Below are 12,650 nucleotides of genomic sequence, written 5' to 3' on the forward strand. Positions count from 1 at the left end.
GGCCGATGGGGCAGCCGGTGGTCCCGACGGCGGCGGCAAGGCGGTCGGCGGGCTGGTGATCGGGTCACGCGGGTGGCCGAACGAGCACGCGGTGATCGTCGACGCCGGGCAGCTCGACGAGGCCGCCAGGGCGCTCGCGGCGCTGCCGGGGTCGGTGCTGGTCAGCGCCGCCGGGGTGAGCGTGGTCGGGGCCTTCGACGGGGTCGCCACCGGGCGCGAGGCGCGTATCAAGGCCGCCGAGCACCGCCTGCACAGGGCGAGGGACGTCCAGGAGAGCGCGGCGCAGGCCGTCCGCGATGCGGAGGAGGACCTCGCGGAGGCGCAGCGGCGGCTCGAAGGCGCGCAGGCGGGGGTGCGGCTGGCCGAGCTGGAGAGGCGGCTGGCCGAGCGGCGTGAACGGCTGGCGGAGCTCGTCGGTGCGCTGGAGGAGCTGACGCCGAAGGTGGCCGAGGCCGAACGGCAGGCGGGCGCTCTGGACTTCCGGGCCCGGACACGCGACATGGAGATCGAGCGTCTCGACACCCGGCGTCAGCGGCTCGAAGGCGAGCGGGCGCAGGCGCGCGACCAGGAGACCAAGGTCGGCGGCGAGCGGGCGGGGCTGAAGCTCGACGCGCTGGCCGCCGACTGGGGTGGCACCGTCGAAGGCGCCCGCGAGTGGCTGAAGGCGCTGCCCGACGAGGAGCGTCCGCGCACGGCCGAGGAGTGGTGGCGGATCGCCGAACGCCTCTTCGACCAGGCGCTGCGCGACACCTACACCGCCGACGAGGAGGAGATCCCCGAGGAGCTCCGGTTCCTGCTGTCGGAGCGAGGCGGCAGCGCGGCCCGGGAGCAGGCGACGTTCGCGGCCGTGTGCGGGGCGCTGGCGTCGTACCTGCGGGGGCAGGAGGAGTACGAGAAGCACCAGCGCCGCCAGATCGAGGCGCAGCTCGTGTCGCGGCAGCGTGACCTGGCAGCGGCCGACAAGGGCGCCGAGGAGGCGGCGCAGTCCACGGCGGTGCACCGGGCGGCGCTCACGGCGGCGATCAAGGCGCGGCTGGCGCGGGTGTCGGAGGAGTTCGAGAAGCTCGACACGTCCTACGGCGGGTACGGCGCGACGCTGGAGTTCCCGGTGCCGCCCGCTCCGGCCGATCCGGAGCAGCGGTGGCAGTGGCGGGTGACGCCGAAGTGGCGGCGCGGTGAGGGGCAGGGGTTGGTCCCGTACAACCGCCGGGCCAACACGGCGCTCATGGACGAGAAGGCCGTCAAGCTGGTGTGCGCGGCGGCGATCGCGTCCTCAGGAGGCGGGCACCTGTGCCTGGTCCTCGACGAGCTGGGCCGCAACCTGGGCAAGGAGCACCGCAGGGAGGCGGTCGCGCTGTTCCGCAGGATCGGCGAGACGTACGGCATCACGGTGATCGGGGCGCTGCAGGACGACATGGAGCCGTACGCGATCGACGCGTGCGGGCAGTACATCAAGCTGCGCAGGTCGTCGGACGCGATGCCGTACAACGAGCCGCCGGTGATCGTCGGCCACGACCAGCACGCCGACCGCGTCCGGGCGCTGGCGGCGTACGTGGACCGGAGCGGCCACTGACATCTCCGTCCGCGCCCGCCCGACGCTGAGGGCGAGCGGCACGCCATCTCCGCGTCGGCGCCACCTGCCCGGCCCCCAACGCCGACGGCGAGCGGAGCGCCCATAACGGTAAGCGGCACGTCACCTCGGTCGCGCCGACGGGCGGTTACCTGGGTGGTGGGCCGGTGTAGGAGGCGCGGAGGCGGAGCAGGGTGCCTTTGGCGTACTCCTCCATGGCGTGCGCCAGCCAGCCCACCGTCCTGGCGACGGCGAAGATCGCTTCGCCCGCCCCCGGCACCATCCCGCCGACCGCGACGAGGGCGGCGAGCGCGAAGTCGACGTTGCGCTCGGGGAGCCTGCGCCTGCGGACCTCGTCCAGGACGGCGACCACGGCGGCGAGCCGCTCATGCTCGGGCGACGCCTCCCGCACCAGGTCGAGCAGCAGGCTGCCGCGGGCGTCGCCGTTGTTGTAGACGCTGTGCCCGAAGCCGGGGATGCGCTCGCCGCGCCGCACCCGGTCGGCGACCACGCGCGCCGCCAGGCCCGGCTCGGACACCTCAGCCAGCAGCCGCTCGGCCGCGTACGACGCGCCGCCGTGCAGCGGGCCGCCGAGGACGCCGAGCCCGGTGAGGACCACGGCGTACGGGTCGGCCTTGGCGGACGCGGCCACCCTGGCGGCCAGCGTCGAGGCGGCCAGCTCGTGGTCGGCGAGCAGCACGAGCGCGGCCCGCAACGCGTCGAGCAGGCCGGGCGTCGCAGGGTGCGGGGTTAGCCGCGCCCACAGCCGTTCGGCGATCGACTCCCCCTGCGGTTCGCCCACCTCCGGCAGCGCGTCCACGAGACCGGCCACGAGCCGCCGGCCAGTGGCGGCCACGGAGGCGGGGTCGAGCTGGTACCGCAGCGAGTCGGACGCCCCGAGCACCGTGGTGATCACCTGCAGCCGGTCGAGCGGCAGCAGCCCAGGGGGCAGCCCCCGCTGGGCGGCGACGGCCGCCCGCAACGCCCTCTTCTCACATCGCCACGGCGCCCCCACCCCGCCCCCGCCGCCCCCGGACGCCGGACGAGAACCACCAACGCCGGAGCCGGCGGCCGGACGCGGACCGCCCTCCCTGGAGTCCGCCGCCGGACGCGGACCACTTCCCCCGAAACCAGGCATCTGACGCAGGCCGTTGGAAGGGTCGCCTGTCCAGAGCCATTCGGCGACCTCTTCGAAGCTCACGGTCGTCGCCAGAGCCAGGGCGTCGTAACCGCGGTAGTAGGGACGGTCGGCGCCAAGGGCGGTGACCGCCGACTCGATCACCAGCTCGGGCGGCTGGTTGCGTGGGCGGCCGCGCCTCGCCAGCTGCTCGATCTCGTCGGCGTCGAACAGGCTGCGGCGGCCGTCCTCGCCGTGGCGGCGCTTCAGGACGCCCCTGCTCACGTAGGCGTACAGCGTGGCGGGCTTGACGCCGAGCCGTTCGGCGGCCGTGGCCGCGTCGATCCACTCCACACCCGACCTCCAATGTTGACGAAAATCAATATTGATACACATTGAGGCAAGGTGTCAACGTAGGAGCATGCCAAAAGTTCACTTCCTCGACGTGACCAACCGGGACGGCGTGCAGACCGCGCGCACCGGCCTGTCGAAGTTCGGCAAGACCATGGTCAACTTCTATCTGGCCAAGCTCGGCGTGGCGCAGTCCGAGATCGGCTTCCCCTTCCTGTTCCACGAGGTGCCCTACGTCCGGGCGCAGGTGGCGCTGGCCGAGGCGGGGGCGTTCGGCGACCTGCGGTTGTCGGGCTGGTGCAGGGGTGTGCCGCAGGACGTGGAGAAGGCCGCGCCGCTCGGCCTCAAGCACTACAACCTGTCGATCTCCACGTCCGACTACATGATCCAGAACAAGTTCCGCGGGCGGCTCGACCGGGCGGCGATCATCAGGGAGATGACCGCCGCGGTCCGAGCCGCGAAGGCGGCGGGGGCGCAGACGGTCGGGGTGAACGCCGAGGACGGGTCGCGCACCGACGACGGGTTCCTGCTGGAGTTCGCGCTGGCCGCCAAGGAGGCGGGCGCGGACCGGGTGCGGTACTGCGACACGATCGGCGGCGACACGCCCGACAGGATCCGCGAGCGGTTCGCCAAGCTGGCGTCGGCCACCGGCATGCCGATCGAGACGCACTGCCACAACGACCTGGGGCTGGCCGTGGCCAACTCGGTCGCTGGCGCGCTCGGCGACCTGGAGGCGGGCCAGGACGCCTGGATCAACACCTGCGTGAACGGCATCGGTGAGCGCTCGGGCAACGCCGACCTGCTGTCGACGATCCTCGCCTTCGAGCACGGCTTCGGCCTGAACGCGGAGCTCGGCGACGCCATCGACCTGTCGTGGGCCCGCAGGTTCGGCCTCTGGGCGAGCTACGCGTTCGGGCAGCCCCTCCCGTACAACCAGGTGGGGGTCGGACGCAACGCGTTCGCGCACGAGAGCGGCATCCACGCCGACGGCGCGCTGAAGGACCACGGCAACTACGAGCTGTACGACGAGGCGACGCTGGGCCCGTTCCCGGAGGACTGGCACGCGCGCGCCGGCCGCGTGGTCCTGACCGGCGAGTACGGCGGCAAGGCCGGGTTCAGGCACGTCATGGACGGGCTCGAGGTCGAGGTGCGGGACGAGGAGACGGCGTTCCGGCTGGTCCAGCTCTGCAACGCGATGACCGGCCGCCCGCTGACCGACGACGAACTGCGGCTGATCGCGACCTACCCGCGCGAGCTGTCGCTGCTCTTCCCGGGGTACGAAGCCGTCTGACCCCACACGCGCACAGGCGGACGGCGAGCCGATGCGGCCGCCGGACGCCTGAGCACGGCCGAGCCGTCAAGCAAGGGGTGGACGGCGGGCCCAGGTGGCCCAGCGCCAGAGCCACTCGAGAGGTCCCTGGCGGTAGCGCCGCAGCCAGAGGGTGGACCACAGCCACTGGACGCCGAGGATGGGCCCGGCGATCAGGAACACCGTCGTCACCGACCAGCCGTCCGACGAGCCGCCGAGGACGCGGCTGACCAGCAGGACGAGGACGGTGGCGGTCAGGTAGTTGGTCAGCGCCATCCGGCCCAGCGGCGCGAAGGCGGCCTGCAGCGCCCATCGCAGCGGCGTCCTGAGCAGGAGCAGCAGGCCGCAGATGTACACCCCCGCGACCAGCAGCCCGCCCACGCCGAGCGCGAGCGACTGGACCGAGTCGCCGGTCCGCGCATCGGTCTGCACCCACAGGACGGGCACCGCCCCCGCCGCGAGGAGCAGCCCCAGCACGGCCGGCACCCGGCCGGACCGCTCGATCCGGCCGATCACCCCGTACCGGGTCAGCGCCGAGCCCAGCAGGAACAGCCCGGGGACCAGCGCGAAGAAGCCGGCGTTGAGGATCAGCGCCGTCGCGATGGACGCGGCGGCGAGGCCGGCCACGGCCCAGCGCGGCAGCCAGGTCGAGGGCAGCAGCACCAGCAGGCCCACGACGGCGTAGACGGTCAGGATGTCGCCCTCCCACAGCAGCACGCGGTGCGCCAGGCCGAGGGCCAGCAGCGCCAGCAGCCGACGCAGCAGGAGCAGCCGCGGACGGGCGGCGCGATCCGCGGCGGAGTTCAGCAGCAGCGAGAACCCGACGCCGAACAGCAAGGAGAAGATCGGGAAGAAGCGCTGCCCGACGAGCAGCGCCATCCACGTCTCCCCCGTCGTCAGCGGACCCCCCACGAGGACGCCGCCTACGTTGGCTATCGGCTTGACGTTGGCCAGCAGGATCCCGCACAGCGCGAACCCGCGCACCACGTCGAGCGCGGCGATGCGCGGGCGGCCGGGGGAGGTCGTCGGCGGGCGCGCGTGGCCCCGGCCCTGCGGGTCCGTATGAGCTGTCAGTAGCGGCTGGGAATCTTCAGGTGGCATGGGCTCATCCTGTGGACCCGGCCCGGTGCCCGGCATCGGGCGAAAGCAGGGTTGCACCGCCGGAGACGGTACTTTCGGCCGGTCCGGTGCGGGGTGGAGATCTCCTAGCCTGAGCGGTGTGAACGTTCGGGAGTGGCCGGCCAGGCACGCGGCCGACGCCGGGCTCGGCGTCGGGTTCGCGGCGGCGCTCGCCTTTCAGGCGTCCCGCGTCGCTGACAGCTGGGGCGGCGACTACTGGCAGTTCGACTGCGCGGCCGGTGCGGCGGTGTGCGTGATCGCGCTGCTGCGCCGGCACGGCCGGGCGCGGGCGGCGGTCGCGGGTCTGGCCGTCGCGGCGGCCGCCCTCCTGGTCGCCCGGTTCGCCCAGCTGCCCGCCGAGCCCGGCCCGGCCATGGCCCTGGGCCTGTCCGTGCTCGTCGGGTCCGCGGTCAGAGCGCTCCCGGTCGTTCCGGCCTGCGCCGTCGCGGCCGGGGGGCTCGCGGTGGTCGCCGGCGCCTTCGCGGCCTTCTCCCACTCGGTCGTCGCCGTCCTGAACGGCCTGGGCTGGCTCGCCGCGGTCGTGATCGGGCTGTGGCCGCGGCTGCTCGACGCCCGCCGCCGGGCCGTCGCCGACAAGGTGCGCCGCGACGAGCGCCTGAGGCTCGCCAGGGAACTGCACGACGTCGTCGCCCACCACATCACCGGCATCGTGCTCCAGGCGCAGGCCGCCCAGCTCATCACCCGTAAGCACCCGGAGAAGGTCGAGGGCTCCCTCGCGGACATCGAGGCCGCCGGCTCCGACGCGCTGGCCGCGACGCGACGCGTCGTCGGTCTGCTGCGCGACGCCGAGGGCGACCCGGCTCTCCCCACGCCCGGCCAGGAACGGCTCGGCGACCTGGTCGAACGGTTCGGCGGGCACGGCCCCGCGGTGCGCCTCCGGTTGCCTGCCGGTGAACCGGTGTGGCCGCCCGAAGTGACCAGCACCGTCTACCGGGTCGTCCAGGAGTCGCTGACGAACGTCTCGCGCCACGCCTCGCACGCCCGCTCGGTCACGGTCAGCGTCGCCGAGGAGCGCGACACCGTCACCGTCGAGGTCCTCGACGACGCCCCGCCGGCCCCGGCCCGGTACTACCACCGTGGCGGATACGGCCTGGTGGGGATGCGCGAACGGGTGGAGACCCTCGGTGGCACGCTGCGTGCCGGCCCGCGCGCCGGGGCCGGTTGGTCCGTGCTCGCCACCCTGCCCGTCACCTCGCGGGAGCGTCGATGACGATCAGCGTCCTCGTGGCCGACGACCAGGCGATGGTGCGCGGCAGCCTGCGGGTCATCCTCGAGGACCAGCCCGACATCAGCGTGGTCGCTGAGGCCGCCGACGGCGCCGAGGCGGTCGAGCTGGCCCGGCGGCTGCGCCCGGACGTGTGCCTGCTGGACGTCCAGATGCCCCGCCTCGACGGCATCGAGGTCACCCGTGCCCTGGCCGGCCCCGGCGTCCCCGACCCGCTCCGGGTGATCGTGGTCACCACCTTCGACCTCGACGAGTACGTGTACGGCGCGCTGCGCGGCGGCGCGGTCGGCTTCGTGCTGAAAGACGCCGGCCCCGCCTTGCTCGTCGAGGCCGTCAGGGCGGCGAACGCCGGAGACGCCCTGGTTTCGCCGTCGGTAACCGTCCGGCTGCTGCGCCACCTCGCGTCCGCCGGGGCGTTGGCCGTCAACGGCCCCGCGCAGCCGCTGTCCCAACGGGAGTCCGAGGTCGTCCGGGCCGTCGCCAGAGGACGCACCAACCAGGAGATCGCCGCCGAGTTGTTCATCTCGCTGAGCACCGTCAAGGGCCACGTATCGAGCGTCCAAGCCAAGCTTGGGGTGCGCAACCGGGTCGGGATCGCCGCCTGGGCGTGGGAGAACGGCGTGATGGGCGGCCGGTAGCGCAGGGTCGGCCTGGCGCCCCGCGGCGTGCGCTTTCCCGTAACCCGCGAGCCACCTGTGCCCTCTACGGTGCCGCGCATGAAGATGCGCAGGTTGCTCGCGAGCGCGATGGCCGTGCTGGCCGCGGGCACATTAGGTGTCGTGTTGTTCAGAACCGAACCCGCCACGGCCGACCGCCGCGGCCAGGACCTCGTCGTCATCGGGCACAGGGGCGCCAGCGCCCACCGGCCCGAGCACACGTTGCTGTCGTACGAGGCCGCCATCGCCCTGGGCGCCGACTACATCGAGCCCGACCTCGTCTCCACCAAGGACCACGTGCTGGTGGCCAGGCACGAGAACGAGATCGGCGGCACCACGGACGTGGAGTCGCACCGGGAGTTCGACGACCGGCGCACCACGAAGACGATCGACGGGCGCCCGGTCACCGGGTGGTTCACCGAGGACTTCACGCTCGCCGAGCTGAAGACGTTGCGCGCCAAGGAGCGGGTGCCCGACCTGCGACCGGACAACGCGGCGTTCGAAGGGCTGGCGGAGATCCCGACGTTCGAGGAGGTCGTCCAGCTGGCCCAGCGGCACGGCGTGGGGGTCTACCCCGAGACCAAGCACCCGACCTACTTCGACTCCATCGGCCTGTCGCTGGAGGAGCCGCTGCTCGAGGTGCTGAACAAGTACCACGTCCGCAAGGCGTTCATCCAGTCGTTCGAGACCGCCAACCTGCGCGACCTGCGCTCCAAGACCAGGCTCCCGCTGATCCAGCTCGTCACCTTCGGGGGCGCGCCCTACGACTGGGTCGCGGCCGGGAGCACCCGCACCTACGACGACCTGGTCAAGCCGGAGGGCCTGCGCGAGGTCGCCACGTACGCGAACGGCGTCGGCGTCGACACCCGCCGCGTCGTCCCCACCGGCCCGGACGGCAAGCTCCAGGCGCCCACCACGCTGGTCGACGACGCGCACCGCCGGCGCCTCAGCGTGCACGTCTGGACGGTACGCAACGAGAACTCCCAGCTCCCGTCGGACTACCGGCTCGGGAACCCGGCCAGCCCGGTCTACTCCCGCGCCACCGGCGACGTGATGGGCTGGCTGAACAAGCTCGTCGACCTCGGCATCGACGGCGCGTTCTGCGACGACCCCGGGATGTGCCGGGCCGTGGTCGCCCAGCGCTCGCTCCGCGCCTGACGCGCGGGCCAGGAACCGCGGGCGCGGCCTCAGGCGTGAGCGTGCGGCCGCGCCCGCTCGCGTCGAGGGCCGCCTGCGCGTTCACGCCGTCGCCGAGGCCGGCGACGGGCGCCATCCGTCACCGCCGCCCGGGGCGAGGATCTCCCCGGTGTAGTACGACGAGAGCCGCTCGGCGGCGAAGAAGACGTACGACGGCGCGATCTCGTCCGGATCGGCGGCGCGCTTCATCGGCACCTGCTCGCCGAACTCCGCACCCCTCTCCTCGGGAAGGGCCACCGCGATCGACGGCGTCCGGACGGGGCCGGGAGCGACGGCGTTGACCCTGATGCCCCTGTCGGCGAGGTTCCGCGCCATCGAGCAGGTGAAGGCGTTGACCGCGCCCATCGTCGCCGCGTAGTCGATGAGTGTCCCGTTGCCGTGCAGCCCGTTGACGGAGGACGTGTTGACGATCGCACCGCCCTCGCGCAAGTAGGGCAGGGCGGCCTTGGTGACCCGGTAGCAGCTGTGGATGTTGACCGCGAACGCGTGCTCCCACTGCTCGTCGGTCAGCTCGTCCAGTGACCGCACGGGCCTGTGGTAGGCGACGTTGTTCACCACCACGTCCAGGCCGCCCAGCTCGGTCACCGCCTGCTCCACCACGGCCGCGCAGTGGTCGCGGTCGCCCAGGTCGCCCGGCAGCAGCACGCAGCGCCGCCCGGTGGACTCCACCAGCTTCCTGGTGCGGTTGGCGTCCTCGTGCTCGGTCAGGTACGCGATCGCGACATCGGCCCCCTCCTTGGCGAAGGCGACGGCCACGGCCCGCCCGACGCCGGAGTCGCCGCCGGTGATCAGCGCCCGCTTCCCGTCGAGCAGTTCCCTGCCGACGTAGTCACGCATCTCGTCGCGCGGCTCAGGGGCCATCTCCCCCGAACGCCCCGGATACGGCTGGCTCTGCGGAGGCGGTGCGTTGCCGGCTTGTTCACGCATGCTCTCCCGCATGCCCGCGCCTGCCCCTGGCTAACGTCACTGTGGCCGCCGTCGGCCATCGGTGACCGGAGGGGCGGCGTCGGCCCAGTCAGCTGCGTCGAGACGGCCGGCGGGCGACTCAACAGGGTGAGACCGCTCCACATACACCCCATCTGCTACTCTATGTCATAGCTTGATTACCTTGCGCGACAAACGGGGGTTCTTGTGAAGGTAACCTGCGTCGGCGGCGGGCCCGCCAGCCTGTACTTCTCGATCCTGATGAAACGCGTGGACCCGTCCCATGACATCACGGTGTACGAGCGAAACCCAGCCGGGTCGACATACGGCTGGGGCGTGACGTACTGGGACGAACTGCTCGACAATCTCCACGGCGCCGACCCCGAGTCCGGGCGCGCCATCAGCGAGAGCTCGGTCTGCTGGGACAGCACGGTCGCGCACATCCGCGACCACACGGTGGTGCGTCAGGGCGACGGCGGCTTCGGCATCAGCCGGCGCCGGCTGCTCGGCATCCTCGCCGAGCGGGCCCGGTCGCTCGGCGTGCGCATCGAGTTCGAGTGCGAGATCACCGACGCGGACGAGGTGGCCGATGCCGACCTCGTCGTCGCCGGCGACGGGGTCAACAGCGTGCTGCGCGAGCGCCACGCCGACCACTTCGGCACCGTGGTCGCCGTCGGGGGAAACCCCTACATCTGGCTCGGCAGCACCAAGGTCTTCGACGCCTTCACCTTCTCCTTCGTGGAGACCGCGCACGGCTGGATCTGGTGTTACGGCTACCCCATCAGCCAGAATCACAGCACCTGCCTCATCGAGTGCTCCCCCGCGACCTGGAAGGGGCTCGGGCTGCACGAGGCGAACGAGGCCGACGGCCTGGCCCTCCTGGAGAAGATCTTCGACGACATCCTGGACGGCCACCCGCTGATCGGCCGGGCGCAGGCCGACGGCAGCGCGCACTGGCTGAACTTCCGCACCCTGACCAACCGGACGTGGTACCGCGACAACCTCGTCCTGCTCGGGGACGCCGCGCACACCACGCACTACTCCATCGGCGCGGGCACCTCCCTCGCGCTGGGGGACGCCGCCGTCCTGGTCATCGCGCTGCACAGCGACACGCGGCTCCAGCCCGCCCTCGCCCGCTACGAGCGGGAGCGCATGTCCGCGATCCGGGGCCCCCAGAGAGCGGCCCGCCACAGCGCCCTGTGGTACGAGAACATCCCGCGCTACATCAGCCTTCCGCCGCCGCAGATGTTCACGCTGCTCGGCCGGCGGCGGTCCCCGGTGCTCCCGCACGTCCCGCCGCAGCTGTACTACCGGGTCAGCCAGGCGACCGATCGACTCGAGGCACTGCCCCGGTTCGCGCGCTGGCTGGGCTCGAAGGTCTCACGGGCACCGAGATGAGATAACCGCGCGACACGCGCCGACACCGGCGACGCCGCCCCGGTGTGCCAGCATGAGGCGGTGACCGAGCCACTGCCGCCACCTTCCGGCGTCGAACTCATGGACGTTCGCCGGCTCCGCCTGGTCGAAGCTGCCGCGCCCGCGATATCGCCCGAAGACCGGCTGGCCATGAACAGGGTTTGGGAGGAGACGGTTCAGGCCAACCCGAGCCTCTTCGACGGGCCAGTGGCGGCGTGCGCGGGGCTGGAGCGGGATGGGCCACACAGCCTGGTCCTCTCCTGGGCTAGGACGACCTACCGCCGCTACGCCTTGCGTCGGGTCCCTGGCGCCACCGCGTGGCTGCCGTCCCTGTTCGTCTCGGTCGTGCAGCCGACAGCTGACGGGCGCCTGCTGGTGGGGCGGATGTCGTCGTCAACGGCCACTCCTGGTCGCTGGCAGCTGCCGGGCGGGTCCGTCGAGCCGCCGGATGACCGTGAGTCCCTGGACGAGGCCGCGCTCCGCCGGCACGCCGCGCGGGAGCTGGTCGAGGAGACCGGTATCGACACGCCGCCCGACGACCTGACCCTGTGGCTTGTCGCACGCGGTAAGCGGGGGAGCGTCGGTGTCCTGTTCCTCGCTCCATCCCGACCGGCGTCGCTGGTGCACGAACGGTTCGGGGCTCTGGTGTCCGCGGAGACGGCACTGGGTCGTGATCCGGAGCTGGACCGGATCGCCCTTGTCCGCTCCCAGGCCGAGGTGGCGGGCCTCGCCGGGTCGCATGTGGACTACCTGGAGCCGGTCGTGCGCCGATACGCAGAGACAGTGCTCGGGCGCGACGCCTGAGGCCATCGACACGAGACAGAGGTGGCACGGCCGCTTCTTCCGCTCGCGACCGGGCTCACGCGGGAAGGTCGGCGTGGTCAGCCCACCCCGACCGTTGAGAGGGTGGAGCCGGTGCGGGTCTTGGCCACCTTGAGCTGTGCCGGGATCCGGGAGCGCAGCTCGGCGACGTGGCTGATGATGCCGACCGCGCGCCCGCCGTCGCGCAGGCTGTCGAGGATGTCGAGGACGCCGTCGAGGGTGTCCTCGTCCAGGGTGCCGAAGCCCTCGTCCACGAAGAGGGTGCCGATCTCCGCGCCGCCCGCCTCGGCGGCGACCACGTCGGCCAGGCCGAGGGCGAGCGCCAGCGAGGTGATGAAGCTCTCGCCGCCCGACAGGGTCGCGGGGTCGCGGTCGACGCCGGTCCAGCCGTCGGACACCCGCAGCCCCAGCCCGCCACCCGACCGCCCTCTGGCTCCGGCGGTCTTGCGCAGGTCGTGGCGGAGCGAGTAGCGCCCGGCCGACATGTGGTCGAGCCGCTCGTTGGCCGCGTCGACCACCTGCCTGAGCCGCTCCCCCAGCACGAACGACGACAGGCTCATGTTCCACTGGTTGTCGCTGGACGTGCCGCCGGCCAGCGACGCCATCCGCTCGGCCAGCCGGTGCCGGGCGGCGGCCGGCTCCCACCGCTCCAGGCAGGCCGCCAGCTCGGCGCCCAGCTCCCGCAGCCGCGCCTCCCGGGCCATGGCCCGGTCTTTCGCGGACGCCAGCGCCGTGTGCTCGTGCTCGGCCGCGTCGCGCTCCGCCGCGATCGTGTCCAGGTCGGGTGCGGGCTGCGCGGCGGCCGCCACCAGCTCCGGGTCGGCCAGCGTGCTGGTCACCGCGGCGTGCTGCGCGTCCAGCTCGCGCAGCAACACGCCCTTGCTCTCGCGTTCTCCACCAAAGTGGTGGACAACCAGCCGGTC

10 protein-coding genes and 1 pseudogene are annotated in these 12,650 nt (G+C 72.7%); 7 read left to right on the top strand and 4 right to left on the bottom strand.

The genetic code is table 11. From position 1 onward, the window contains the following. Positions 1-1,573 (top strand): annotated as a pseudogene (locus ABZ297_RS43760) (chromosome partitioning protein ParA); the annotation flags it as partial. Positions 1,574-1,718: 145 nt separating this feature from the next. On the opposite strand, the gene ABZ297_RS43765 reads toward ABZ297_RS43760, so the two are convergent. Then, positions 1,719-3,041 carry a citrate synthase gene (locus tag ABZ297_RS43765; protein WP_355359473.1) on the bottom strand — a complete coding sequence of 441 codons (1,323 nt, stop codon included), beginning with the start codon at positions 3,039-3,041 and terminating at the stop codon, positions 1,719-1,721. Between the two features lie 67 nt (positions 3,042-3,108). On the opposite strand from ABZ297_RS43765, the gene ABZ297_RS43770 reads away from it, so the two are divergent. Beyond that, a complete protein-coding gene (locus ABZ297_RS43770) occupies positions 3,109-4,329 on the top strand; it encodes a hypothetical protein (RefSeq protein WP_355359476.1) in 1,221 nt (406 codons plus the stop codon). Between the two features lie 66 nt (positions 4,330-4,395). On the opposite strand, the gene ABZ297_RS43775 is transcribed toward ABZ297_RS43770, so the two are convergent. Further along, the gene (locus ABZ297_RS43775; RefSeq protein WP_355359479.1) at positions 4,396-5,448 is read right to left on the bottom strand and encodes a DUF418 domain-containing protein; all 1,053 of its coding nucleotides are present in this window, start codon (positions 5,446-5,448) and stop codon (positions 4,396-4,398) included. Between the two features lie 118 nt (positions 5,449-5,566). Between ABZ297_RS43775 and ABZ297_RS43780 the strand changes: the two genes are divergently transcribed. From ABZ297_RS43780 to ABZ297_RS43790, 3 genes are all read left to right on the top strand, one after another. Then, a complete protein-coding gene (locus ABZ297_RS43780) occupies positions 5,567-6,697 on the top strand; it encodes a sensor histidine kinase (protein ID WP_355359482.1) in 1,131 nt (376 codons plus the stop codon). Then, positions 6,694-7,350 carry a response regulator transcription factor gene (locus ABZ297_RS43785; protein ID WP_355359485.1) on the top strand — a complete coding sequence of 219 codons (657 nt, stop codon included), beginning with the start codon at positions 6,694-6,696 and terminating at the stop codon, positions 7,348-7,350. Before ABZ297_RS43780 ends, ABZ297_RS43785 begins: the two co-directional genes overlap by 4 nt. 78 nt (positions 7,351-7,428) lie before the next feature. Further along, a complete protein-coding gene (locus ABZ297_RS43790) occupies positions 7,429-8,526 on the top strand; it encodes a glycerophosphodiester phosphodiesterase (protein ID WP_355359488.1) in 1,098 nt (365 codons plus the stop codon). A gap of 81 nt (positions 8,527-8,607) precedes the next feature. On the opposite strand, the gene ABZ297_RS43795 is transcribed toward ABZ297_RS43790, so the two are convergent. After that, positions 8,608-9,492 carry an SDR family oxidoreductase gene (locus ABZ297_RS43795; RefSeq protein ID WP_355359491.1) on the bottom strand — a complete coding sequence of 295 codons (885 nt, stop codon included), beginning with the start codon at positions 9,490-9,492 and terminating at the stop codon, positions 8,608-8,610. 204 nt (positions 9,493-9,696) lie between these two features. Between ABZ297_RS43795 and ABZ297_RS43800 the strand changes: the two genes are divergently transcribed. After that, positions 9,697-10,887, top strand: coding sequence for an FAD-dependent monooxygenase (locus tag ABZ297_RS43800; RefSeq protein ID WP_355359494.1), 1,191 nt, complete (start codon positions 9,697-9,699; stop codon positions 10,885-10,887). 60 nt (positions 10,888-10,947) lie between these two features. Beyond that, a complete protein-coding gene (locus ABZ297_RS43805) occupies positions 10,948-11,709 on the top strand; it encodes an NUDIX hydrolase (protein ID WP_355359497.1) in 762 nt (253 codons plus the stop codon). Between the two features lie 77 nt (positions 11,710-11,786). Here the strand turns inward: ABZ297_RS43805 and ABZ297_RS43810 are convergent. Next, the coding region (locus ABZ297_RS43810) for an SbcC/MukB-like Walker B domain-containing protein (RefSeq protein WP_355359500.1) at positions 11,787-12,650 on the bottom strand (864 nt) is incomplete at its 5' end.

This window comes from Nonomuraea sp. NPDC005983 (assembly GCF_040614375.1).
In the GTDB taxonomy this organism is placed as follows: domain Bacteria; phylum Actinomycetota; class Actinomycetes; order Streptosporangiales; family Streptosporangiaceae; genus Nonomuraea.